The 26,688-nt window shown below is 34.5% G+C and carries 18 protein-coding genes; 5 read left to right on the top strand and 13 right to left on the bottom strand.

Features of this window, described 5'->3' with window-relative positions; all coding sequences use genetic code 11:
* Positions 1-40: 40 nt before the first annotated feature.
* From mdh to ACEN2F_RS10695, 3 genes are all read left to right on the top strand, one after another.
* Positions 41-976, top strand: a complete 936-nt coding sequence (gene mdh, locus ACEN2F_RS10705) for a malate dehydrogenase (RefSeq protein ID WP_441738907.1) — start codon at positions 41-43, stop codon at positions 974-976.
* 226 nt (positions 977-1,202) lie between these two features.
* A complete protein-coding gene (secDF, locus tag ACEN2F_RS10700; protein ID WP_441738904.1) occupies positions 1,203-4,175 on the top strand; it encodes a protein translocase subunit SecDF in 2,973 nt (990 codons plus the stop codon).
* A 139-nt stretch (positions 4,176-4,314) separates the two neighbouring features.
* Complete coding sequence (locus tag ACEN2F_RS10695; protein ID WP_441738902.1) at positions 4,315-4,929, top strand: acyloxyacyl hydrolase; 615 nt, start codon at positions 4,315-4,317, stop codon at positions 4,927-4,929.
* A 54-nt stretch (positions 4,930-4,983) separates the two neighbouring features.
* Here the strand turns inward: ACEN2F_RS10695 and lgt are convergent, their stop codons facing one another.
* The 5 genes from lgt to ACEN2F_RS10670 form a co-directional block, all read right to left on the bottom strand.
* Positions 4,984-5,937 carry a prolipoprotein diacylglyceryl transferase gene (lgt, locus tag ACEN2F_RS10690; RefSeq protein WP_441738899.1) on the bottom strand — a complete coding sequence of 318 codons (954 nt, stop codon included), beginning with the start codon at positions 5,935-5,937 and terminating at the stop codon, positions 4,984-4,986.
* 66 nt (positions 5,938-6,003) lie between these two features.
* Positions 6,004-6,252, bottom strand: a complete 249-nt coding sequence (gene yidD / locus ACEN2F_RS10685) for a membrane protein insertion efficiency factor YidD (RefSeq protein WP_441738896.1) — start codon at positions 6,250-6,252, stop codon at positions 6,004-6,006.
* Between the two features lie 43 nt (positions 6,253-6,295).
* On the bottom strand, positions 6,296-7,774 hold the full coding sequence (cysS, locus tag ACEN2F_RS10680; RefSeq protein ID WP_441738894.1) for a cysteine--tRNA ligase: 1,479 nt from the start codon (positions 7,772-7,774) through the stop codon (positions 6,296-6,298).
* A gap of 125 nt (positions 7,775-7,899) precedes the next feature.
* Positions 7,900-8,571 (bottom strand): GTP cyclohydrolase I FolE, encoded by a 672-nt coding sequence (folE, locus tag ACEN2F_RS10675; protein ID WP_441738892.1) that lies wholly within the window; start codon positions 8,569-8,571, stop codon positions 7,900-7,902.
* A gap of 232 nt (positions 8,572-8,803) precedes the next feature.
* Positions 8,804-10,003, bottom strand: coding sequence for a pyridoxal phosphate-dependent aminotransferase (locus ACEN2F_RS10670; RefSeq protein ID WP_441738890.1), 1,200 nt, complete (start codon positions 10,001-10,003; stop codon positions 8,804-8,806).
* A gap of 127 nt (positions 10,004-10,130) precedes the next feature.
* Between ACEN2F_RS10670 and ACEN2F_RS10665 the strand changes: the two genes are divergently transcribed.
* Positions 10,131-11,459, top strand: coding sequence for a PDZ domain-containing protein (locus ACEN2F_RS10665; protein ID WP_441738887.1), 1,329 nt, complete (start codon positions 10,131-10,133; stop codon positions 11,457-11,459).
* Between the two features lie 56 nt (positions 11,460-11,515).
* On the opposite strand, the gene ACEN2F_RS10660 is transcribed toward ACEN2F_RS10665, so the two are convergent.
* Positions 11,516-11,902 (bottom strand): DUF1573 domain-containing protein, encoded by a 387-nt coding sequence (locus ACEN2F_RS10660; RefSeq protein WP_441738885.1) that lies wholly within the window; start codon positions 11,900-11,902, stop codon positions 11,516-11,518.
* A 217-nt stretch (positions 11,903-12,119) separates the two neighbouring features.
* Between ACEN2F_RS10660 and ACEN2F_RS10655 the strand changes: the two genes are divergently transcribed.
* The gene (locus ACEN2F_RS10655) at positions 12,120-14,753 is read left to right on the top strand and encodes a valine--tRNA ligase (protein WP_441738882.1); all 2,634 of its coding nucleotides are present in this window, start codon (positions 12,120-12,122) and stop codon (positions 14,751-14,753) included.
* A 77-nt stretch (positions 14,754-14,830) separates the two neighbouring features.
* Here the strand turns inward: ACEN2F_RS10655 and ACEN2F_RS10650 are convergent, their stop codons facing one another.
* The 7 genes from ACEN2F_RS10650 to ACEN2F_RS10620 form a co-directional block, all read right to left on the bottom strand.
* On the bottom strand, positions 14,831-16,741 hold the full coding sequence (locus ACEN2F_RS10650) for a prolyl oligopeptidase family serine peptidase (protein ID WP_441738879.1): 1,911 nt from the start codon (positions 16,739-16,741) through the stop codon (positions 14,831-14,833).
* A 134-nt stretch (positions 16,742-16,875) separates the two neighbouring features.
* A complete protein-coding gene (locus ACEN2F_RS10645) occupies positions 16,876-17,424 on the bottom strand; it encodes a PepSY-associated TM helix domain-containing protein (protein ID WP_441738876.1) in 549 nt (182 codons plus the stop codon).
* 58 nt (positions 17,425-17,482) lie between these two features.
* Positions 17,483-19,690, bottom strand: a complete 2,208-nt coding sequence (locus ACEN2F_RS10640; RefSeq protein WP_441738874.1) for a TonB-dependent siderophore receptor — start codon at positions 19,688-19,690, stop codon at positions 17,483-17,485.
* A gap of 186 nt (positions 19,691-19,876) precedes the next feature.
* Positions 19,877-21,004, bottom strand: coding sequence for a PepSY-associated TM helix domain-containing protein (locus tag ACEN2F_RS10635; protein WP_441738871.1), 1,128 nt, complete (start codon positions 21,002-21,004; stop codon positions 19,877-19,879).
* Between the two features lie 63 nt (positions 21,005-21,067).
* Positions 21,068-23,215: a TonB-dependent siderophore receptor gene (locus tag ACEN2F_RS10630; protein ID WP_441738869.1), complete on the bottom strand. Its 2,148-nt coding sequence runs from the start codon at positions 23,213-23,215 to the stop codon at positions 21,068-21,070.
* A 189-nt stretch (positions 23,216-23,404) separates the two neighbouring features.
* On the bottom strand, positions 23,405-23,860 hold the full coding sequence (locus tag ACEN2F_RS10625; protein ID WP_441738866.1) for a DUF6265 family protein: 456 nt from the start codon (positions 23,858-23,860) through the stop codon (positions 23,405-23,407).
* A gap of 275 nt (positions 23,861-24,135) precedes the next feature.
* Complete coding sequence (locus ACEN2F_RS10620) at positions 24,136-26,427, bottom strand: DNA topoisomerase 3 (protein ID WP_441738864.1); 2,292 nt, start codon at positions 26,425-26,427, stop codon at positions 24,136-24,138.
* Positions 26,428-26,688 lie beyond the last annotated feature (261 nt).

Raw genomic sequence — 26,688 nt, 5'->3', positions numbered from 1 at the left:
AACCACAAAAATTAATAAATAACCGAATAAACTTTAAAATATGAAAGTTACCATTGTAGGAGCAGGAAATGTAGGAGCGACATGTGCGGATGTGATTTCTTATAGAGGAATTGCCAGCGAAGTAGTGTTATTAGATATAAAAGAAGGTTTTGCTGAAGGTAAAGCATTAGATATCATGCAATGTGCTACTAATACGGGTTTTAATACCAGAGTAGTAGGCGTTACTAATGATTATTCAAAAACAGCAGGAAGTGATGTAGTGGTAATTACATCAGGGATTCCAAGAAAACCGGGAATGACTCGGGAAGAATTAATAGGAATCAATGCAGGAATTGTGAAAACAGTTGCTGAAAATGTATTGAAGCACTCACCAGACACTATCATAGTAGTGGTTTCTAATCCTATGGATACAATGACATATTTGGCATTAAAATCTACTGGATTACCAAAAAGTAGAATAATAGGTATGGGAGGAGCATTAGACAGTTCTCGTTTCAGAACGTATTTGTCTTTGGCATTAAACAAACCAGCTAATGATATTTCAGCGATGGTTATTGGTGGACATGGTGATACTACTATGATTCCTTTGACACGATTGGCTTCTTACAATGGGATCCCGGTTTCGCAATTTCTATCAGAAGACGAATTGCAAAAAGTAGCTGCAGATACTATGGTTGGCGGAGCTACACTTACAGGACTTCTGGGAACATCAGCTTGGTATGCGCCAGGAGCATCAGTTGCTTTCTTAGTGGATAGTATTTTGAATGACCAAAAGAAAATGATTGCTTGTTCTGTTTTTGTTGAAGGAGAATATGGTCAAGATGATATTTGTATTGGTGTTCCATGTATTATTGGTAAAAATGGAGTCGAAGAAATTCTTGACATTAAACTAAATGAAGCTGAAAAAGCCTTATTTGCTAAAAGTGCAGCAGCTGTTAGACAAATGAATGACGCTTTAAAATCGATTTTGGTATAAAAATTTACAAATAAAAAAGAGAAGACTGCATCATTGCAGTCTTTTTCTTGAGATTAATCTATAAATAAATTGGTTAATCTTAGCGTTAATTATATATTTGCTCGGTTTAAAAAAAATGAGGCAGCATAAAATACTCTTCTTTAAGGTTGTAAAAGAGTATAAGTTGTTGTAGTATAGGGTTTAAAGCAAAAATAAATAAATATAAAATAATTAATTTTTAGTAATAATGCAGAATAAAGGACTTATTAAATTTTTCGCAATTCTATTTGCGTTGGTCAGTATTTACCAACTTTCGTTCACTTTTGTCGCAAACAAGATAAAAAATGATGCAAAATCTTTTGCTGGTGGAAATCCTGATAAAGAAGCTAGATATTTAGATTCAATCAGTAAAGAAAAAGTATTTAACCTAGGGTTTACTAACTTTACTTTTAATGAGGTAAGCGATAAGCAGATCAATAAAGGTTTAGACTTAGAAGGTGGTATCAATGTTATACTTCAAATTTCTGTTAAAGATATAATAAAGGGTTTATCAAATGATTCTAAAAATCCAGTTTTCAATAAATCATTAGCTGATGCAACTGCAAATCTTAAAGGTAATCAAACTTATCTTGATGCATTTTTTGATGCTTTCGAATCAAATTCTAAAGGATCTGTAAAGTTAGCTTCGCCTGATATTTTTGCGAATAGAAGTCTGCAAGGTGAAGGTGGCGTGAATTTCCAAATGACAGATGCTGAGGTTGAAAAAGTTATTAAAAGAAAAGTTGACGAGTCTGTAGAAAGTGCTTTTGGTGTTTTAAGAGAGCGTATCGACAAATTTGGTGTTACACAACCTAATATCCAAAAATTAGGAGAAACTGGAAGAATTTTAGTAGAACTTCCTGGTGCTAAAGATGTAGACAGAATCAAAAGATTATTACAAAGTACTGCTCAATTAGAATTCTGGGAGACCTATAAGATTGAAGAAATTGGTAACTTTTTAATGGCAGCTAATGAGTCATTAAAAAAAACTGAAATAAATACAACTGAAGTTAAACCGGTTGTTAAAGATTCACTTAGTGCTTTACTTTCTGATGGTAAAGATTCTGCTACTACAGAAAAGGGTAATAATCCTTTATTTGATAAAATTATTGGGCAAGGCGGAGGCCCTGTTTTAGGTCTCTTCTCTCCAAAAGATACTGCTACTGTAAACGGGTATTTAAAAAGAGCAGACATAAGAATTTTATTGGCTGCAGATCAACGTTATGCTAAATTTGTTTGGGGAAAACCATTGACAATCAAAGACGATAAAGCAAAAGATGTTGAAGCTGTAGAATTATATGCTTTAAAAGGCAACAGAGATAACGTACCTGCAATGGCTGGTGGTGTAGTTACTGATGCAAAAGATACTTTTGACCAATCAGGTAAACCAGCGGTTTCAATGCAGATGAATGGTCAAGGTGCAAAAGCTTGGGAAGAATTAACTGGTAAGGCGTACACTCAAAAAAGTAATATTGCGATTGTTCTTGATGATGTAGTGTATTCAGCACCGGGTGTTTCTAGTGGTCCAATTTCAGGAGGTAGATCTGAAATATCAGGAGCTTTTGATGTTACAGAAACTAAAGATTTAGCTAATGTTTTGAGAGCGGGTAAACTTCCTGCTTCAGCTGATATCGTTCAATCAGAGGTAGTAGGTCCATCCCTAGGCCAAGAAGCTATTGATAACGGAACTGATTCTGCATTGATAGGATTACTGTTAGTATCACTATGGATGATGATTTATTATGGTAAAGCAGGTTGGTTTGCTAATATTGCATTAGCAGTTAACTTACTTTTCTTGTTTGGAATTCTAGCAAGTATTGGAGCTGTTTTAACTTTACCTGGTATTGCTGGTATTGTTTTGACAATGGGAACCGCAGTAGATGCGAATATCATTATTTATGAAAGAGCAAAAGAAGAATTACGGGCCGGTAAAACACTAGAAGAAGCTGTTAAAACTTCTTATAGCTGGAGAGGTGCAATGTCTTCTATTACTGATGCCAATGTAACGCATATTTTGACTGGAGCCGTGTTGTTTATTTTTGGATCTGGACCAATTAAAGGATTTGCTACCACTTTATTGATTGGTATTATAACGTCATTATTCACTTCAATTTTTATAGCAAGAATATTTATTGACTGGAATATCAGCAAGAAGAACAATTTGACATTTGTTACTAATTTTTCTAAAAATTTGTTTGTTAACTTTAATTTCAATTTCCTTGGTGCCAAAAAATGGACTTATTTATTGTCTAGTATCATCGTTGTAATTAGTTTTAGTTCACTAGCAATTAACGGTCTTGACGAAGGTGTTGATTTTGTAGGAGGAAGAACATTCCAAGTACGTTTTGAAAAACCAATCGAAACAGAAATTGTAAAAGCAGAATTAGGTGAAGTTTTTGATGGTAGTGCTGAAGTAAAAGTTTTTGGTAACGATAATCAATTAAAAATAACGACAAAATATAAAGTCGAAGAGTCTGGATTAAAAGTAGATGAAGAAGTAAATAAATTATTATATGATAATTTGAAAAAGCATTTTTCTGCTGATTTAACGTATAATAAATTTGTGAATGCTTACGAAGGTAAAAAATACGGTATAGTACTAGCTTCAAAAGTTGGACCAACAGTAGCTGAGGATATTAAAACGAATGCGTATTGGGCTGTATTAGGTGCAATGGCTATTGTGTTTTTATACTTGATGATCAGTTATAGAAAATGGCAATATAGTTTGGGAGCTATTGCTGCTGTGGCGCATGACGTTATTTTTGTCTTAGGAATTTATTCCTTATGTTATAAATTCATGCCTTTTGGTATGGAAATAGACCAGCACTTTATTGCAGCGATTCTTACGGTTATTGGTTATTCTATGAATGACACTGTAATTGTTTTTGATAGGGTTCGGGAATATTTAGCCGGAAAAACTAAAGGTTCTTTCTCTGACATCGTAAACCAATCTATTAATACAACGATGTCAAGAACAATTAATACGTCATTAACAATGATTATGGTTTTGTTGATTATGTTTATTTTTGGTGGAGAGTCTATTAGAGGATTTATCTTCGCCATGTTAGTTGGTATCATAGTTGGTACTTACTCTTCATTGTTTATTGCAACGCCAATATTGGTAGATACAATTTCAAAAGAAGATAAAGAAAGAGTAGAACAAGCGCATTTAGAAAGCTAGAAGTAGTTTTTATTGATACAAAAAAGAGATTCAGCGAAAGTTGAATCTCTTTTTTTTTATCTATAAGTGTAAGTCAAAATTTATGTAGTAACTTAACAGTAATGTAGAAAGGTCAGATGCGTTTTAAAACTTAATTTTTATGTTTAAGAAAATACTTTTTATTGCAATTTGTATTTGTGGTTTAATTCCATTTTATGCTCAAGATAAAGTGAATAAAACACAATTAGGGTTTTCGTTTGGATTAGGGAGTGAATTTAAAAACCGTAATTATACGTATGCCAATCAGAGTTTTAAGTTGCAATTTTATTCCAAGATAAAAGAGTCAAAGAACTTCAAATACGAAATAGTGCTACAGCCAGAGCTTAATTTTGCGACACACCAACTCTTAAATTTGTATTTCGTAGAACCTGATGAACCAAATTATATTGAAAAACGGGAGAAATATACAACACTAAAAGATGTAAAAGAATATGTTTTTAATATTGGATTGCTAATGCGGAAGCCGGTCTTCAAATCGGCTTCAATTTATGTGTTAGCAAGTATAGGACCTATGATTATAGATAATGAGACGGAGCGTTTGTCTAAAGGTTTTGCTTTTGCAGATGTTCTAGCACTAGGGTTTACTTTCAGAATAAACAAAGTGGTTTTTGATATTAGACCTACTGTTCGTCATATTTCTAATGCTGGTTTGTATAAAAATAATTCAGGATATAATACAAAAAATATTGATTTTGGTGTTTTATTCTCGCTATAAAAAAAGCGTTAGCTACTAAAAAGTGGCTAACGCTTTTTTTTTGATGAGTACTTTTTAATTCGTTATTTCTTTTTCTGCTGTAAATATGAAATACAGTCCTATTAATATAAATGGAATACTCAACCATTGTCCTGTTGAAAATAGGCCTAATGCACTTTCAAAACCACCTTGACTTTCTTTCACTGATTCAACAATAAAACGTACAGTGAATAAAAGCAGTAGGAACATTCCAAAGATAAATCCAGTATATCTTCTTTTCTCGGTTTTCCAATATAAGAAAAACAAAATTACAAAGACAAAAACATAACAAAATGCTTCGTATAATTGCGTAGGATGTCTAGTGGGAACTTGCTCTAATAAGGAAGCAAATTTAGGATCGTTAGCAATAGCTGAGTATGCAGCCGTAGGATTAGGTATTTGTGTCGCATTGACTGCGTCCATTGGGCTAAAGTGATCTTTCAAGAACTTTATTCCAAAGGAGGAAGTAGTTTCGTGTCCTATAATTTCCGAATTGAAAAAATTACCTAACCTCACAAAAATAGCGCCACTTGCAACAGGAATTACCACACGGTCTAAAATCCACAACTGCGGTTTTTTTAATATATTTTTGCTGTAGAAATACATGGCAATTATAATTGAAATAGCAGCACCATGACTTGCCAGGCCTTGATAGCCGGTAAATTCCCATCCTTTTATTATATAAAAAATTGTTTCGTTTGGATTTTCTCGAATTGGCAACAAAATTTCCAATAAGTGATTGCGATAATATTCCCAATCATAAAAGAAAACGTGACCCAAACGCGCACCAAGTAAGGTTGCTAGTACTGTCCAAATGAATAAAGAATCTAGTTTTTCTATTGATTCACCTTCACGTTCAAATATATTCTTCATGATATACCAGCCCAATCCAAAAGCAATTACAAACATTAAGCTGTAATATCGAATGATAAAAAAGCCTAAATCGATTCCTTCTGATGGATTCCAGACGATGTTTAAAGCGTGTGTCATTTGGTGTTAAATTTGTTTATTAGTCGTAAAAATAGAGTTTTAAAGTACATTTATACTCATAAAAAGTTAATGTTTGTGATTGCATGTTTTTTTTGGAACAGGATCATAGCCGGTTTTTCCCCAAGGATGGCAACTCAAAATACGTTTTATCCCCAAAAAACCTCCGTAAAACAAACCGTGAATACGTAAAGCTTCAATCATATAAGATGAACAAGTAGGCTCAAATCTGCATGCAGAAGGTGTAAACGGAGAAATCGCAACTTGATAAAATCTGACTAATAGTACAAAAGGAAATATGAGGAATTTAGAAATCATATTTTAATAGTTGAAATTTTGCGTTGATCCAGTAAATGAAATATCAAACGCTAAAAGTTGTTCCTTCTTTACCGTCTTTCAATTGAATTCCTAAAGCAATCAGTTGGTCTCTAATTTGATCGGACAAGGCGAAATTCTTATTGTCTCTGGCCTGCTTTCTCATTTCAATAAGCATATTTACTGTTCCTTCTAACTTGTCGTTATTGCTATGCAAAATTTTCTCTTCTTCCAGTCCAAGAACGTCAAATACAAATGCGTGCATTGCTTTTGCAAAATTGCTCAAGTCATCAGTGTTCAAAGTCTCTTTAGCATCCTTTAGTAAATTGACAAAACGCACGCCTTCAAACAACTGCGCAATTAAAATTGGCGTGTTAAAATCGTCATTCATCGCATCATAGCAGGATTGTTTCCATGCTGAAACATCAATCGTGCTTTTTGCGCCAGCATTAATTTCTTTTAAGGAGTTCATCGCTTCCATCAATCGTTTGTATCCCTTTTCGGCAGCAACTATGGCATCGTCAGAAAAATCTAGAATACTTCTGTAATGCGCCTGCAACATAAAAAATCGGGCTACCGATGCGGAGAAAGCTTTACTCAAAATGGTGTTTTCTCCAGTCAATATTTCTCGCGGCAAAATATTATTTCCCGTAGATTTCGCCATTTTTTTACCGTTCAAAGTCAGCATATTGGCATGTAACCAGTAGTTTACAGGAGTTTGGCCAGTACAAGCTTCGTTCTGTGCAATTTCGCATTCATGATGTGGAAACTTCAGGTCCATTCCGCCTCCGTGAATGTCAAAATGATTACCTAAATATTTGGTGCTCATTGCGGTACATTCTAAATGCCATCCCGGAAAACCGTCACTCCAAGGGGAAGGCCAACGCATAATGTGCTGCGTTTCTGCTTTTTTCCATAAGGCAAAGTCCTGTGGATTTTTCTTGTCACTTTGGCCATCAAGATCACGGGTATTGGCAAGCATGTCCTCAATATTACGGCCGCTTAATCGCCCGTAATGATTGGTTTTATTGAATTTAACCACATCAAAATAAACAGATCCATTTACTTCATAACCAATTCCTTTGTCAATAATGGTCTTTATAATTTCAATTTGTTCTACAATATGACCCGTTGCCGTTGGTTCAATACTTGGCGGCAAAAAGTTAAATGCAGTTAAAATATTATGAAAATCTATCGTGTAGCGTTGCACTACTTCCATCGGTTCTAGTTGTTCTAAACGTGCTTTTTTGGCAATTTTATCTTCGCCTTCATCCACATCATCCACAATATGCCCCACATCAGTAATATTTCGAACATAACGCACTTTGTATTCTAAATGAAGAAAATACCTAAATATCACGTCAAAAGACATAAAAGTACGCACGTTTCCAAGATGTACATTGCTGTAAACCGTAGGCCCACAAACATACATCCCCACATTTCCTTCATGAATAGGCGTAAATATCTCTTTTTCTCCTGAAAGTGAATTGTATATTTTCAGATTTTGACTACTGTATAATGACATTTTATTTTTTTTTGGAGCTTTTTCCTGCTTTACGTTGCAATCTTTATTCGTTAAAAAACGAATAAAGGATTTTCACTACAATCAGGGCTATAGCTTTATCGCTAATAATGAAATTTATTTTTATTTTAAAATTTTGTTTCTAATTTAATATAATCCAAAAACTCTCTGCGAGTTAGTGCATCTTTAAATTTTCCACCAAATTCCGATGTTACAGTGCTACTTTCAATATCACTGATTCCTCTTGAATTAACGCAAAGATGTTTGGCATCAATAACACAAGCAACATCATCTGTTCCCAATGCTTTTTGTAATTCCTGAACAATTTGCATCGTCAAACGTTCTTGAACCTGAGGTCTCTTAGCATAATATTCCACGATGCGATTCATTTTCGATAGGCCCACAACTCTTCCGTTTGATATATAAGCAACATGCGCTCTTCCTATTATTGGCAGTAAGTGATGTTCGCAGGTAGAGTAAACGATTATGTTTTTTTCAACTAACATTTCGCCATACTTGTAATTGTTTTCAAAAGTTGAAACTTTTGGTTTTTTATCAGGATTTAATCCTCCAAAAATTTCCTTCACAAACATTTTGGCTACACGATTGGGTGTGCCTTTTAAACTATCATCAGTCAAGTCCATCCCAAGTGTGCTTAGAATACGCTCAACGTCTTTTTTTATTTTTTCAATTTTATCATCATCAGAAATGTCAAAAGCATCATCTCTTACTGGATTTTTTGCGGATAAACTAATATGGTTGTCCCCTATTTCGTCTTGGAATTCTTCGTTTTTTATCATTAAAAGCAACTATTATTGTTGGTATAAATATTTAGGTGGTAAAGATAAATAATAAAAATTAAAGAATTTCTATCGCTTCCACTATTTAAGACTACTTTATCGATTCCTATTATGTCGTCATTTTTTTTTTTCGAATAAAAAAAGAAAAGGCAATAACGCGTTCGCTATTGCCTTTTCTAATATAACGCACTTCATAATAGTGGTAAAATTAAAGTATCGTATTTCTTTATGCTTATTTTTGGCTTGCGTTGTAAACAGGAATTGCTGCTTTTAGTATTCTTACCGCAGTAATCAAGTCTTGTTTCTTTAAAACATAAGCGATACGAACTTGATTCAAACCCATTCCCGGAGTAGAGTAAAAACCTGCAGCAGGAGCTACCATTACGGTTTCGCCTTCAAAGTCATAGCTTTCTAGGAGCCATTTTGCAAAAGCATCTGCATTGTCTACTGGAAGCTGAGCAATACAATAAAAAGCTCCTTTTGGTTTGCTTACAATTACGCCTTCAATATTATTTAATTCTTCAATCAAAGTGTCTCTGCGTTCTCTGTATTCTGAAATCACTTCATCAAAGTAACTTTGCGGAGTATCAAGAGCTGCTTCACTTGCAATTTGTTCAATCGTTGGTGGGCTTAGTCTTGCTTGCGCAAATTTCATTGCAGTGGTCATAACTTCTTTGTTTTTTGAAACAATACAGCCTATTCTGGCACCGCACATGCTGTATCTTTTTGAAACAGAATCAATCATAATGGCATGTTCTTCAAGCCCAGGAACGTTCATTACCGAATAATGAACATCACCATCATAAGTGAATTCACGGTATACTTCGTCAGAGATCAAAAACAAATCATGTTTTTTGACTAATGCAGCCAATTGCATGATTTCTTCTTTCGAATACAAATAACCAGTAGGATTTCCTGGGTTACAAATTAAGATTGCTTTTGTCTTTGGAGTAATCAGTTTTTCAAAATCAGCAACTGCAGGTAAGGCAAAACTAGTTTCTATTTTAGAGATTACTGGGACTACCGTAACGCCTGATGCTGTTGAAAAGCCATTATAGTTTGCATAAAACGGTTCTGGAATGATAATTTCATCACCATGATCCATCGTGCTACCCATGGCAAACATTAGTGCTTCAGATCCTCCCGTTGAGATAATAATATCTTCAATATTTACTGGAATTCCTTGATTTGTATAATAAGCGGCTAGTTTTTTTCTGTAGCTTTCATTTCCTGCCGAGTGGCTGTATTCTAAAATAGTAAGATCTATGTTTTTAACAGCATTCATAGCGACTTCAGGTGTTCTGATGTCGGGTTGACCAATGTTTAAATGGTATACTTTGTGTCCTTTTTTCTTTGCGATTTCTGAGTAGGGAACCAATTTTCGTATTGGTGATTCAGGCATTTGTTTGCCTTTATTTGATATTGTTGGCATAGTTGTAAATTGTTGAATTGCAAATTTGCGATTTTTTTTTCGAATTTATCCTAAAAAACACTCCTATATAATAACTAAAATATGGTTTTGTTTAATATTTTTAGTAATTTTATGGAAAGCTAGAATAATGATGCGAGCAGCTATTTTTATTTTTTTAGTCCTTTTAAGAACTTGTGTTTTAGCGCAAGAAGGATTCCAGTTTGATAAAAACAGTGATAAAATTAGTGTGCCTTTTAAGTTCATTAACAACTTAGTAATTCTTCCTATAAAAGTGAATGGTGTTGAGTTGAATTTTCTACTGGATTCTGGTGTTGAAGAAACCATTTTATTTAGTTTAGAAGAAAAAAAAGAAGTTCGGTTTTTTAATGCCGAAAAAATATTACTCCGCGGATTAGGCAGTCAGGAAGCAGTAGAGGGTTTAAAATCTACTGGAAATTTGCTACAAGTCGAGAATATGTCAGATACAGATCATGTTCTTTATATTGTTCTAGATCCAGATTTTAACTTGTCTTCTCACATCGGGATTCCTGTAAACGGAATTATAGGGTTTCAGTTTTTTAGAAATAATCTAGTTGAAATCAACTATACCAAAAAAAGAGTTTTTGTTTACCGAGAAGCGGATAAAAATAGAAAAAGAATCCAAAAAAAGTTTAAAACTTTTCCAGTCTCAATCGAAAAATCAAAACCCTACTTAAAGAGTACCGTATTTTTAAATAATAAAGAGCTGGAGGTTAAATTATTGCTGGATATTGGCAATAGTGATGCGGTATGGTTGTTTCAAGATCAATCAAAATTTATAAAAGTTCCTCCGAAAAACTTTGCTGATTTTTTGGGTAGAGGCTTTAGCGGTGATGTTGAAGGAAAAAGAGCTAAAATTCAAAAATTTGCAATTAATCAGTTTGTTTTTGAGAATCCAATTGTAGCTTTTCCAGATTCTAGTTCCATGAGAAATGCAACTTTAGTTCCGGGAAGGATGGGATCAGTAGGAGGAGAAATCATGAAAAGATTTACTGTTATTTTTAATTATCCCAAAAAAGAAATTTACCTAAAAAAAAATAATTTTTATTCAGATCCATTTACATACAATAAAAGTGGAGTTGAAGTGCAACACAATGGATTGCAGTGGATTCAAGAAACTGTTCGCATGTCAACCGTTCCATTGTCAGAGGAATATACAGCTTCTGATAGGGTTAAAGTAATGAATGACTTTAAGTATAAATTCCTTTTAAAGCCAATTTATCAGATCGCAAATGTTAGAAAAAATTCACCAGCAGCGATCGCAGGGTTACAAAAAGGGGATATTATCATTTTGATCAACAATGCATCAGCCTACAAGTATTCATTGCAAAAAATCAATTCTTTATTTAAATCAGAAGAGGAAAAATGGATAACGTTAGAAGTAGAAAGAAACAGTCAAATACTTAAATTCAGATTCCAGCTGCAGGATATTCTTTAAAAAAAAACGCTTCCAAAGGATATCATGAAGCGTTTTGTGTGTTTTATTTTGTAAGTTTAATTAGATACTACTTCTCCTTTTATTTTAAGAGCAACACGACCTGAATCATAATTCACTGCATTTGATTCAACCGTAATTGTTTTTCTAATTGGTCCGGGAGCCATATTGTATTTCACCGTTATCTTGCCGGTTTTTCCTGGCATAATTGGTTCAGTTGGTTTCGTTGGCACAGTGCAACCACAAGTAGAAAGTACGTTTGTAATAATCAATGGTGCATTTCCAGTATTAGTAAAAATAAAATCGCGGGTTCCATTATCGTTTTTGGAAACTTTTCCGTAATCAATTGTGTTGTCCTTTGCAGCAAATTCAATTTTAGCACCATTTTGAGCAAATCCAACCGAACTAATTAATGTGAATACTAATAAAACTAGTGTTTTTTTCATTTTCATTTTTTTAAATTCATTAAAGTAAATATACTTTGTTTTAATTGATGCACAAATTTTTAATTCCCTTTTTATAGTCTAGTTAATTATTTACTTTTGTGCTTTGCAATAATTACAAATATCAGACCAAAGTCTAAAAGGTTATTTATTGAGTCGGTTATTCTTTTAACCTAATCAATAAATAATTGAATTTAATGATTAAACGATCCACAATAACATGACTATTCCTGCACAATTCGACGCCAAAACTATTGAAAACAAGTGGTATGACTACTGGATGAAAAACAATTATTTTCACTCAGAGCCAGATCATAGAACACCATATACCATTGTAATTCCTCCGCCTAATGTTACCGGTGTTTTGCACATGGGACACATGTTAAACAATACGATACAGGATGTGTTAATCAGGAGAGCACGACTCAAAGGCTTCAACGCGTGTTGGGTTCCGGGAACGGATCACGCATCTATTGCAACCGAAGCTAAAGTTGTTGCCAAATTGAAAGCCGAAGGAATTAATAAAAATGATTTAACCAGGGAAGAATTTTTAGCACATGCCTGGGAATGGACGGATAAGTACGGCGGAGTCATTCTGGAACAACTCAAACAATTAGGCTGTTCTTGTGATTGGGAACGAACTAAATTTACAATGGATCCTGACATGTCAGCCGCTGTAATTCGTTCTTTTGTTGATTTATACAACAAAGGGTTAATTTATAGAGGGTATCGCATGATTAATTGGGATCCGGAAGCCAAAACGACTTTGTCTGACGAAGAAGTTATTTATGAAGAACAACAAGGAAAGTTATATTACATACAATATAAAATAGAAGGAAGTGAAGACTTCCTGACAATAGCAACAACGCGTCCGGAAACTATTTTTGGCGATAGTGCCATTTGTATTAATCCAAATGACGAACGTTTTGCTCATTTAAAAGGCAAAAAAGCGATTGTACCTATTTGTGGAAGAGTAATTCCAATTATTGAAGATGAATATGTTGATATCGAATTTGGAACGGGATGTTTGAAAGTGACTCCGGCGCACGATATGAATGACAAAGCATTAGGTGAGAAACATAATCTTGAAATTATTGATATTTTCAACGAAGATGCCACTTTAAATAGTTTTGGATTACATTACCAAGGACAAGATCGTTTTGTAGTTCGTGAGGCTATTGCCAAAGAATTAGAAACGATTGGAGCTTTAACAAAAACAGAAATTCATCTGAACAAAGTAGGAACTTCCGAAAGAACTAAGGCTGTAATCGAGCCTCGATTGTCAGACCAATGGTTTCTAAAAATGGAAGATTTAGTAAAACCTGCCATAAAAGCAGTTTTAGTCGATGGAGAAATTAAATTGCATCCTGCTCGTTTTAATAACACTTACGCACATTGGTTAAACAACATTCGGGATTGGAATATTTCTCGTCAATTATGGTGGGGACAACAAATTCCAGCCTATTTCTATGGTGATGGAAAAGAAGATTTTGTTGTTGCTGAATCTATCGAAGAAGCATTAGAACTAGCAAAGAAAAAGACTAATAACCAAAACCTGACCATCCAAAACCTAACTCAAGATGTTGATGCCTTAGATACTTGGTTTTCTTCCTGGCTGTGGCCAATGTCTGTTTTTAACGGAATTATGGATCCGGAAAATGAAGATTTTAAATATTATTATCCTACCAATGATTTAGTTACAGGTCCAGATATTTTGTTTTTTTGGGTAGCGAGAATGATCATTGCGGGTTATGAATACACTGATAAAAAACCATTTACCAACGTATATTTGACGGGCTTGGTTCGGGACAAACAACGTCGGAAAATGTCTAAGTCACTCGGAAATTCACCAGATCCTCTAGATTTAATTGAAAAATTTGGTGCTGATGGAGTTCGTGTTGGATTGCTTTTGAGCGCTTCAGCAGGAAATGATATTATGTTTGATGAGGAATTGTGTAATCAGGGAAAAGCGTTTACCAATAAAATCTGGAATGCCTTCAAACTGATAAAAGGTTGGGAAGTTTCAGACGCTATTCCACAACCGGAATCCTCCAAAGTTGCGATTGAATGGTATGAAGCCAAATTGCAACAAACACTTCTGGAAATTGAAGATAATTTTGAGAAATATAGAATCTCTGATGCTTTAATGGCAATTTATAAATTGGTTTGGGATGATTTCTGTTCTTGGTTCCTTGAAATGATTAAACCGGCATACCAGCAGCCAATTGACAGCGTTACTTTGGCGAAAGCCATAACAATGCTGGAAAACAACTTGAAATTATTGCATCCGTTTATGCCATTCCTTACTGAGGAAATTTGGCAAATTCTTGCCGAAAGAACTCCGGAAGAAGCCTTAATCGTTTCGACTTGGCCAGAAATGAAACCTTTTAATGCGGGATTAATTACTGATTTCGAAAACACAATGGAAGTAATTTCCGGAATTAGAACGATTCGTAAAGATAAAAACATCCCATTTAAAGACGCAATTGAGTTAAAAATTGTTAACAATGACAATGCTTCGGCTTATTTCGATTCGGTGGTTACTAAATTAGGAAATCTGACTTTACTAGAATATGTTTTAGATAAAGTAGATGGTGCTTTGTCTTTCCGTGTAAAATCGAATGAATATTTCATTCCAATAACCGGAAATATCGACGTAGAAGCTGAAATTGCTAAACTTACGACTGAATTAGTGTACACACAAGGTTTCTTGAAATCCGTTCAAAACAAATTGGCAAACGAGAAATTTGTAGCTGGTGCGCCAGAGAAAGTTTTAGCCAATGAAAGACAAAAAGAAGCCGATGCTTTGGCAAAAATTGAAACCATCGAGCACAGTTTGGCGGGTTTAAAATAAAGTTTCAATTGCTTTTTAAAATAAATAATCCCATCTCGATGTAAAAATTGAGATGGGATTTTTCTTTTAGATAACGATTATTTTTTATGCGTTTTTAAATGTTTTTCTAAAAAAGCTAAAGTTGTTTTTGTGGTAGTAATTTGATTTTCCTTTTTCTGGAAACCGTGCCCTTCATCTGGAAACACGATATATTCCACGGGAACTCCGTTTTTCTTAACACCGGCTACGATTTCATTACTTTCAATAGGAAGTACTCTGACATCATTTGAGCCTTGAAAAACCAGTAGAGGTTTGTTTATTTTGTCATAATTATAAAGGGGTGAAATCTTTTTTAGTCTAATACTATCTGAAGTATAAGGATCTCCCATTTCATCATACAACGCTTTTCTAAAAGATTCCCAAAATGGAGGGATGCTTTTTAGTGTTCGCGGCCAATTAGCAACACCAAATAAATCAACACCTACTTTAAATTCTTCTGGATGAAATGCTAATGCGCCAAGAACCATAGATCCTCCATAACTTCCTCCATATATACCAATGGCATTTGAGTCAATATAATCTTGTTCTACAAGCCATTTTTTACCCCAAATACAGTCTTTTAAATCTCCATTGCTATGGTCTTTATTGTCCATTTTGTAAAAAGTTCTGCCATAGCCACTACTTCCGCGATTATTTACAGCTAAAACGGCATAGCCGCGATTTACTAAATATTGAATACTGTTTGAATACCCAATGCGACTTTGCCCTCCAGGACCACCGTGTACCCATATTAATGCTGGTACTTTATTGTCTTTGGATGCTTGTATTGGTTTGTAATAAATTGCTGGGATTTCTTTCCCATCAAATGATTTAAAACGAACTACTTCTGCTGTTACTAAATCGTTTTGGTTTATTTTTTTGTTTAAAACAGAGGTGAGTTGTTTTAGTTTTTTAGAAGGAATATCATAAAAATAAAGGTTTGCAGGACTTGTGCTACTGCCTACGGTGAGCAATAGTTTGTTTTCGCTATTAGAAATTATTATATTGGTAACATCCCCATCATTAAATGCAGGGAGATTAATTTGTTTTCCAGTTGCATGGTCAAAAAGTAAGACTTTGTTTTTTCCATCATTGTTAATGAATATGGCACGGTATTTTTCATTTTTACTTAAATACATATAATTGATATCCCATTTGTCTTCGAATATTTTTTCTGATTTTCCAGTATTGATATTGTACTTAACTAAATAGCTGAATTCTGTATCCTCATTACTTGAATAATACATAATACTATCGTTTTTCTCAAAAGCCATTGGGTTCCAGTTGGCTTCTTTATCAGTACTGATGCGTTTTGTTGTTTTGTTTTTTCGATCATACAAATACATTTCGTTTTTATCAGTCGTAATTGACTTGTTTAATGCAATGTATCTTTCGGATTTGCTTATTAAGGAAGGCGATAAGTCAGAATTTGTTTGGTATAAAACAGTTGGTTTCCAAGAAATAGTGTCTAGTTTTAATAAATCAAAATATTTCACATCTCTTTTGTTGCTAGAGATATACATGTTTTTTTTATCTTGGCTCCAGCCAAAAAAACTATTGGCACTATTTTTCCACGGAGTAATATCTTTTGGAGTAGAGTTATTGCGATCCATTAAGAACAAATGGGAATTCTCATTTCCACCTTCATCAGCAGAATAAATAAATTTAGAACTTCCAGGTAAATAATCTATTGTAAAAATGCTTTCATTTGTCGATTTTGTCAACGCTATTGCTGTAGTATCTGAAATGTTTAACTCATAGGCGTTATAGATTCCCGTTGCGTTATTCGTTATCAGTATTTTTGTCTCATCAACATTAAATCCTGATGCACTTACGTCTTTCGTGTTGTACAAATCCTCTAAAGCATATTGTTCTGGAATTCGTGCCTTTTCATCCTTTTTTTCATCTTTACAAGAAGAAGTAATTATCAGTAATAAAAATGTCCCAAATAATAATAGTGGTTTTTTCATTGTAAAAAATTTAGTAAGTATTTATAAATCAATTGTTAAGTCAAATATATGTAAAAAACGTGATTTTATTTGTCAAAATAAAAAACCTCGTTTATTTCTAAACGAGGTTACTTTTTTCTTTTGAAGATTAGATATTATCCCAGTAAAAACAGGAAAATCAGCGGAAATATAATTCCGGCAACGGCCAGTTTCCAGCCTCTGTTTTTCCAACTAAATTTTCCGGCTTTGATCATTACCGTTCCTGTTAAGGCGATTATGATTAAGCTGATCGCAAAAATATCAGAATAATAAATCCAAAAATTCGACGTATTTTTATGCAATTTCATCGTTTGGCTGATGATTGGAGTTTTAATGAAGGAAACAATTTCTCCTTTTCCAGTTTTCAGGTCAATTTCGACATCATGCTTTTCAAAAGATATTTTAAAGATTCCTTTTTTTACCATCTGGCGTCTCATTTTATCATCGATGCCTAATTGTTTGCCTAAATCTTCTGCAAATTTTTCAGTAATTTCATTTTCAGCAAAAATTTTAACTTGGATAGCCTTGGTTTCGGTAGTGTATTTTTCAGGATGCCAGTATTCTCTGTGGTTCATCATAAGTCCTGAGAAGGCGAATGAAACAATTAATCCGATATAGAAATATCCTAAATCACGGTGTAAATTTCTTGCTTTTATTTTTTTCATGGTTTAAATTTTATGAAATGATTTATGAATCAGACTTTTTATTCAGAAAAAGGTTTAATTAGAATTTATATTTTAAGCTAGTCATCACTTGACGAGGCGCTGTTGGATTTACACTATAATTTTCGTGAACGGTGTAGTTCAGGACATTTGTAATATTTGACAATCTGCATAAAAGAGAGAATTTTTCCCAGCTGTAGCCTGCTGATAAATCAATTGTGGTGTATCCATTTATTGGAATTTCGCGGTCATAAATCCCGTTAGGTAAGGCGCTGTCTATTTGATTGTTCCAGCCGCCTACTCTTTTTCCAATATAATTTCCTAAAGCTCCAACCGATACTCCTTTTAATATTCCGGAAGGCAACGTATAGAAAAAGCTTAGATTAGCGGTATTAGCGGGAGTTCTGGCTAAACGATCTCCTTCTATAAAACTTCCTTTTAAACCGGATGTTTTAGTGTAGCGCATGTCATTATAACTGTAACCGGCTATGATGTTCAATCCTTCTAATGGTTTTGCAATAATGTCAAATTCTATCCCTTTACTGGTAGTTTCGCCGCTTAAAATTTTTATCGATGTATCGATATTGCTGGAACCATCGGCTTTAAATTCAGCAGTTTGTGCTAAATTGCTATTGGTTATTTGGTAAACCGTTACATTTGTGCTTACTATTCCTCTCCAGAAATCTTTTTTAATTCCAACTTCATATTGATCTATTATGGATGGTTTAATGGCTTTTAAATCTACTGTCGTTCCAGTATTTGGCGTAAACGAATTGGAGTAACTTGCAAAAAGAGACATGTTCTTTGCAGGTTGAAATACAAGTCCTAGTTTTGGAGTGAAGGCTTGGTCTTTTCGTTTTGGAGTCTCTGTAACCGTATTTTTAAGGATATCAGTTGTTGCTACTTCTGCTTCCTGCCAGGACCAACGAATTCCTGCTAAAACTTTTATTTTATCTGTCACTGAAATTAAATCTTGGGCGTAGATCCCAAAACGATTCGTGTCTGTTTTTACGATTCTGGTTGCAGTTGCATCCGGTATTGCACCGCCTTGATCAAAATTTTCGAAATCAAATATGTTCCCGCTGCCATAGGTTGTTGGGCTAAAAGCAAAAGTATAGGCTTGTGTATAGGCATTTTCCATATCAACACCGGTAAACAATTGGTGTTTTATTTTTCCGGTTTTAAAGTTACCTTGGAGGCTGAATTGTTCTCCAATTATTTGTTCCAAATTTTTGTTTTGCCCTAAGGGTCTTTTCCAGTCTCCGTTTGCTGCTGGCTGAATGCGTTCCGTTCCTTTTGAAGTTCTGTCGAAATTTTGAAATGAGGCATTGAAGTTTAACTTCCAATTGTTGTTAAAGTCATGTTTTACCAAGGTAGATACGGTGGCTTGTTTTGTTTGTCCATTAGACCAAGTCGCTCCTAAATAAGTGTTTCGGGGAAGTTCAACAATATCTTTTTCGATGATTCCAGTACCAAAATCCGGAGTCCAGTCATCGTGCAAATAATCTCCTTGTACAATTATTTCAGTCTTGGCACTCACTTTAAAAAGAAAAGAGGGATTGATATAATACCGCTCTTTAGTCACATTATCTCTGAAGCTTTCTGAATTTTCATAAGATCCGGTGAATCGATAGGCAATATTATCATTTAAGGGACCGTAAATATCAATAGAGGGTTTGTAAAAAGAGTAGCTTCCCATTTGCAATGCGATTTCTCCTCCTTGTTTAAACGAAGGTGTTTTGGTCACCATATTCAAGATTCCTCCCGGAGCAACATTCCCAAATAATAATGCGGCACTTCCTTTAAGGACTTCTACTTTCTCTAATGAAGAAACTTCGGGGATTGAACCACTGTTAAAACGAAATCCATTTTTAAACATATTATTGGCAGACATGTCATATCCTCTTGAGAAAAAGGATTCCTGTGCGCCACCTCGGGCGGAACCCACGTATACACCATTTACATTTTTGATGACGTCACTTAGTCTGATGGCCTGTTGTTGTTCAATAATCTCGCTCCCAATCACCTGAATACTTTGTGGAATATCCATGGGTTTTAATCCAGATCGTACCGCTGATAGTGGTTTTTTATGCTGATTTGGGGTTACAATTACTTCTTTAAGAATTCCTCCTTTTTTGTTTTTGATGGTATCTAAGACGGTATCAAATGTATCCGTGGTCGCTGTATTTTCAATTGCTTGTGCTGTTTCTTGTGCAAGGCCGCTGAAACTGAATAACAGGACTAAAGCGGGTATTAAAATGTTTCTCATAACTGTTTATTTGGAATAATTAAAAATAACGACGCAAATATATAATCTGAAATTGATTTAACAAAATTTATTTAGATTAAATATGAATAGTGATTTAAGATATTCTATAGTGTATTGAAAAACAGAATTTTAAGCCAAAAAAAATCTTTGCTTTTTAGGCAAAGATTTTGATTTTAGTAGTGAATGTTAAATTTTAACTTTTGATTTTCGGTTTCTTCCCCACCAGATATAAAATCCGGTTATCGGAAGACTCGCAATTAATAAACTGATTAGAAAGGCGAATATTTTTCCGGCTAAGCCAAAAACGGCACCGGTATGAATGTCGTAATTTAAAAGCATGAGTTTGTCGGCAATTTTAGCTTCTTTATACCTTCCGTAGATGTGCTCCACTTTTTGTTCTTCTAGGCTATATTGGTCAAAATAACGATAATCTATTTTCCAATAGGTGCCGTCGTCAGGATTTGCATTCGCCGCAATTGAGGAACTGGCACTTTCCGGTGGATGCACTTCTATAGATTTTGCTTCTGGATATTCTTTTTGCATCAAAGTCCAAATTTGATCCAACGGTTTTTCGACTATTTTCGTTTTCATTGTCGAAATTGGATCTTCATAAACCAATGATTTTTCTCCACCAAGAATCGTATAATAAGAATTGGCAAACCATTGGAAACCCCATACCAATCCTGTAATTGCGAAAATAATGGCAATTATAAGCACATACAAGCCAGTTATATTATGCAAGTCATAGTTTTTGCGTTTCCATTTTAATCCTTTTTTCCATTTAAACCAAAACCGTTGTTTGGCAGCGCTTTTATTTTTTGGATACCAAAGTATGAAGCCTGTAATCAACAGGAGCAAAAAAACTAACGTTGCCGATGCTGTAACAGTTTGTCCAATTTCATGAGGCAGCCAAAGATAAAAATGACCGTCAAGAATAAAGTTGAAAAACCCCTCTTCCATATTGGTTTTTTCAAGGACTTCACCTGTATATGGATTAAGGTATACAATATAATGATAGGAAGGTTCGAAATGAAAAAATATGGCCTCCGCTGATTTGACAGAACCATTGTATTTTATGGCATGTAACACTTTGTTTGGAATTTCTTTTCGGGCAATTTCTTCTAATTGCGAAGGGAATAGAAATGGTTTTTCCTGTTTTGCAACAAACCGATACTCCTGCGTATAATCTTGTATTTCTTCCTGAAATGCATACAAACATCCCGTGATAGCAATTATAAAAACAAGGATTCCAGAGGCCAAGCCAAGCCAAAGATGGATTTTTAGGATTGCTTTTTTTAAGGTATTATTTTTCATTAAAAATGGATTAAACTCCACCAGGAAAGGAGTAGTTTAGTTAAACAAAACGATTTGGGAATTTTAAAATTTATACGTCAAACCTGCCGTAACGCTTCTCAATCGTTGCGGTGTTACAGTGGACCAGCCAGAATAATATTTTTCATTTAATAGGTTATTCAATTTTAAAGCTAAATTGAATTTATCATTTGAATACGACAAAGCCGAATTTAATATGGTATAACTTGGTAAGGCAAATGTTCCGATATTTGCTCTGTTCAACGTTTTGTATTCACTAGCATAGTTTCCGCCAAATCCAAGACCGAAGCCTTTTAATTTTCCTGAAGTTAAGGTGTAATTTGCCCAAAAATTCACTAGCGTTTCCGGTCCGGCTTCTTCAGGTCTTAAGCCTAAATATCCATCTCCCGGGTTGTCTTTTGTAACTTCACTTTTATTATTGCTAAATCCAGCGATTACATTAAATCCTTTCATTGGGTTTGCTGTAAAACTAACTTCCACTCCTTTACTGTTTACTTCACCACCCTGAATTGTGTTGTTGATATTGCTTGGATCGGTCATTAATCGGTTTTTTACATCAATGTTGTAGTAGCTGATTGATGCCGAAATGATGTCTTTGTATAAGTTTGTTTTTAATCCAAACTCATACTGATTGGCCTGCTCCGGGTCAAAAGATTTTATTCTGGGATTGGAGCCATCCACTTCTGAAACTTCTCTTGGTGTCACATTCACAAAACCATTCATGTAATTGGAAAAAACAGAAACCTTATCTTTGATCAACATATAAACTAGACCAAATTTTGGTGAAACTGCTGCTTGGCTTCTTTCTTCAGTCGCTGTTGTCGATTTGAAATGATCGACGCGCAAACTGACCATGGCAGATAATTTATCGGTGACATTCAACACATCCGAAGCGTACGCACTGACTACTTCAACTTCAGCAGTTGTATTTCCTTCAAACGAACCCACTAATAAATTGTCAACCCCCGCTTGGGTCAAATCTCCGGTATCTGATCCATCTTTTAAGGAAACAATCCCGTTTCCAACCCAGCCGGTGCTACCGTTTTGAATGTCGGATTTATAATAATCAACCCCTGCGACCAATCGGTTTCTTAATTTTCCAATTTTAAAATCTCCAATGAAATTTTGCTGAAGATCCGTTGCTAAAGTTTCTCCGTTTCTTTTAGAAATTGATCGCGTAAAATCATTTCCGTTTGATGCATCAAATAAATAGGAATAATAGCCATTTGTTTTACTGTTGCTTCTGGATAATACCGTTTGTGAAGTCCATTGATCCGATAGTTTATAAAACATTTGAGCTTGTAAATTATAACTAGGATTGCTTATGGACAGCTCGTTTGAAGTGAACGATTTCGTATAGTTATTTTCAAATAATTCCATCGAATCAAATGATAGAGCCGAATTTCTGTTCAAGAAAAGCATTGGGGCATTTGATGAATTTCTGTTGGTGAATTCGGTATTGATCAAGAAGGAAAGTTTATCACTAACTTTATAACTCAAGGAAGGTGCAAAGAAAAAGGATTTGCTAAAACCAGCATCCTGAAACGAATTTTCTTTTTGGTAGGCTGTATTGATTCGTACGGAAACATCGGTGTTTAGTGGGATATTCACATCAGCAGTAAGACGATCCATACCATATGATCCGGCATTATAACTGATTTCACCGCCAAATCTTGAATATGGTTTTTTAGTCACAATGTTTATTAAGCCTCCGTATGAAATTAAACTACTTCCAAATAAAGTTCCTGAAGGTCCTTTGATCACCTCAATGTTGTCCACATTGGCAGGATCAATACTACCGTTATTGATTCCGGGAAGTCCATTCATCATAGTTGGCTGAACCGAAAAACCTCTCATTGTATAAAATTCGGCACCATCACCGCCACGACCGGTTGATTCCCAAAGGCGTGTGATTCCAGTTGCATTTTTTAAGGCATCATTGAAATTAGTGACCACTTGTTCTTTCATTAATTCGCTGGTGACGGTATTGTAAACCTGTGGATTTTCAATATTGTTCAAAGGCATCTTAGAAACTGTGGTACTTTTTTCTCTTTTATACTTGTATTTGTTGGTATTTATAATCACTTCTTTCAACGTTTTTATAGAATCTTTTTTTTGCTCTTTTTTTTCTTGAGCAGTGACAGTTACGCCAAAAAGTAAAACAGACAGGTAAATGGAATGTATCTTTTTCATTTATTTAGATTAATTAAAAATAACATCGCAAATATAGTAGTGCTTTTTGTTTTAACAAAATTTATTTAGACTAATTATATATAATATTTAAAATTAACTTGTAGATCCTTGTAAGGCAGTTTTTTAACGGCATAAAAAAACCTTGCTTATTTCGAGCAAGGTTAGAATTAGGGCGTAAATGTTAAATTTTTACTTTATTTTTTTCATTGAAAATTGTTCGGAACTTGGTTTTCCATGTTGAATTCCAGAAATTTTAGCCGTTAAACTACCCGGAGTAATTTGGGTATAACTTATTTTTTGAGGATAATTATGTTTTAGATTTTCAAAAACCAATTGTTTCTCCGTTTCAGTGGTTAATTTGAAAGCGACTGGTTTATTTTCGTTTTGTCCTTGTACAGCAGCTAAATACGATAGTTCTTCGCCTCTTTGTTGCAAAATTATAGATTCAACGTGCAGTGTATCTTTTTCTTTAATCAAATATGATTTTGCTTCATAGGTGCTGTCATTTACTTTTTTCCAATTTTCAGTTAGATTTCCATCAACTGATTTGTTCTCCCAATTCCCTAAAATCCAATTCGCAGCTTTTATTTTTTCTTTTTCATTTGCATCCGATTCTTTACAGGAAAAAAGGGCTAGTAAAAACATAAGAAGAGTTGTTTTTTGATACATTGGTGTAAATATTTGGTGTTATTTTGAAATGCTAAATTAAGAAAAATTAGAATAACATCGCTTTTTAGTTTTGGAATCAAAGGTTTACCATATAAGTCATATAAGTTTATAATTTAAATAGAATAAAGGAAAAAAACAGTTCATTTAAGGAAAGTTGCATAGTTCATAAAGAATGTTTAGCTTACCTTCTGTTTTGCCAATGTGACAAATAAACTGACTTTCTTCTATGTCCTATATGGTTAAAACAAAATTTAAACACTTTCATTCAATATAGTATAAACCAATTCTTTCGTTGGTTTTTGATCTTTTAGTTTTGTTCTAACTACATCAAAAAGTACTTTAAAATCGCAGCCTAATTTATAATGACTGCAACCATAAGCCGTTTTTCCCTTAAGAACGATTCCTTTTTTACATTTTGGACAACTTAATTCATCTGGTATGGATTTCGCCAAAGTTTTTTTGGGTTCTAATTTGAGTTTAAAATTGTCATCAAAACGAAGTAAACCTTCTACAACGCCAGCATCTGTTTTAAAATCTTTTAAGTTTACCGTAGATCCTTTTTGGAGCAATCTAAGATATTGGTTTTCAGATATCTTCTTCTCAGCAAAAGTAAAAGGTAACAAAAATGTACAACCCGTTTTATAATTGGAACATCCAAAAGAAGATTTTCCTTTGATGAGTGTCCCTTTTTTACATTTCGGACAGACTTCTGCCAAAATTCCTGCCGCTGTCTTTTTTTCTATGGGTATGACTTCTTTTTGATTGTTTCCCACATGCGAAATATTAGCACGATTGGTTTCACTGCGCACTTCATACACTAATGTTTCAACCATCTGTTTCATGTTCTTGATAAATGCACCCGCCGTAAAGGTTCCTTTTTCAATATCTTTCAACTGCTTTTCCCAAGAACCCGTCAATTCAGCAGATTTCACTAAATCATTTTGAATCGTATCAATCAGTTGAATACCCGTTGGTGTTGGCAAGACCTGTTTTTTGTTCCGAATGATGTACTGCCGTCTAAAAAGCGTTTCAATAATATTAGCTCTTGTGGAAGGACGCCCAATACCGTTTTCTTTCATCAATTCGCGTAAATCTTCATCGTCAACTTGTTTACCGGCGGTTTCCATGGCACGTAATAAAGTGGCTTCTGTAAACTGGTTGGGTGGTTTGGTTTCCTTTTCTAAAAACGTAGGTTCGTGCGGCCCTTTCTCACCTACAACAAAACTCGGTAAAATGTCGGCTTCTTTTTCTTTGGCATTTGGGTCTTCAAAAACTACGCGAAAACCTTTTTTTAAGATTTCTTTTCCAGTGGTTTTGAACAGTACATCGGCTGCTCTTCCAATAACGGTCGTATTGGCAACCAAACAATCGTCATAAAAAACAGCTATAAATCGCTTTGTAATTATGTCATATACTTGCTGTTGATTGTATTGCAAGTTGGATTGAATGCCAGTTGGAATAATGGCGTGGTGATCGGTTACTTTTTTATCGTTGAAAACTTTAGGCGATTTTTTTATTTTTTTTTCCAAAAGAGGTTGCGTCAACGCAGCATAATTCGTCAAGTTTTTCAATATTCCAGCCACTTTTGGATAGACATCATTGGGCAAAAACGTCGTGTCAACTCTGGGATACGTGACTACTTTTTGTTCGTACAAAGTCTGGACAATTTTGAGGGTTTCGTCAGCTGTAAATCCAAATTTGGTATTACAATACACCTGTAATCCAGTTAAATCAAATAGTTTTGGAGCAAACTCATTACCATTCTTTTTTTCGACAGAGCAAATTTCAAATTCACTTTCTTTCACTTTATGCGCAAGAAGTTCCCCATCTTCTTTTTTCAAAAAACGTCCTTCTTCATAACTAAAAAGCGTTTCTCGATATAAGGTTTGCAGTTCCCAATACGGTTGTGGTTTGAAATTCTCAATTTCTTTGAATCGGTCTACGACCATCGCTAAAGTTGGAGTTTGAACCCTTCCGATAGACAAAACTTGTTTGTAACCGCCATGTTTCACGGTGTACAAACGCGTGGCATTCATACCCAATAACCAGTCACCAATGGCTCTGGAAAATCCTGCGTAATATAAATTATCGTAATTAGCAGATGGCTTCAAGTTTTGAAAGCCCTCCTTTATGGCTTCGGTAGTAAGTGACGAAATCCATAAGCGCTGTACTTCGCCTTTGTAATTAGCTTCGTTCATTACCCAGCGCTGAATGAGTTCTCCCTCTTGTCCGGCATCTCCGCAGTTGATGACCAACGCAGCTTTATCGAACAAGCTTTTTATAATTCTGAATTGCTTTTGGATTCCCGAATTCTCAACCACTTTGGTCTCAAATTTGTCTGGAAGCATGGGTAAGTTGTTTAAATCCCAACTTTTCCAGTGCGGTTTGTAATCGTTCGGTTCTTTCAACGTACATAAATGACCAAAAGTATAAGTCACGGCATAACCATTGCCTTCATAATAACCATCGTGTTTGGTATTGGCACCTAAAACAGCTGCTATTTCACGTGCTACACTTGGTTTTTCGGCGATACAGACCTTCATTTTTTACTACTGATTTAAGGGTGCAAATTAGGACTTTAGAAATTAGTATTAAAAAAAAATCTACAGGAGTTATGAACGGGTACGTGCGTATAAATTCCTTAAATAGGATGTTTTGTTAGATAGTGTTGCTTTATAAAATAAGGCAAGTATGAGCAGCGGCTACCCGCTACTATCGTGTTTTTATATAGTTCTGAATTTTTGTTTAGATTTCACAGATGTGCACAGATTAATTCGTCACTAAGGACGAGATCAATTTAAGAT

The organism is Flavobacterium sp. W20_MBD1_R3 (assembly GCF_052119725.1).
Classification (GTDB): domain Bacteria; phylum Bacteroidota; class Bacteroidia; order Flavobacteriales; family Flavobacteriaceae; genus Flavobacterium.
The sequence above is the reverse complement of the archived record's forward strand: the minus strand, read 5'-3'. Positions and strand labels throughout refer to the sequence as shown.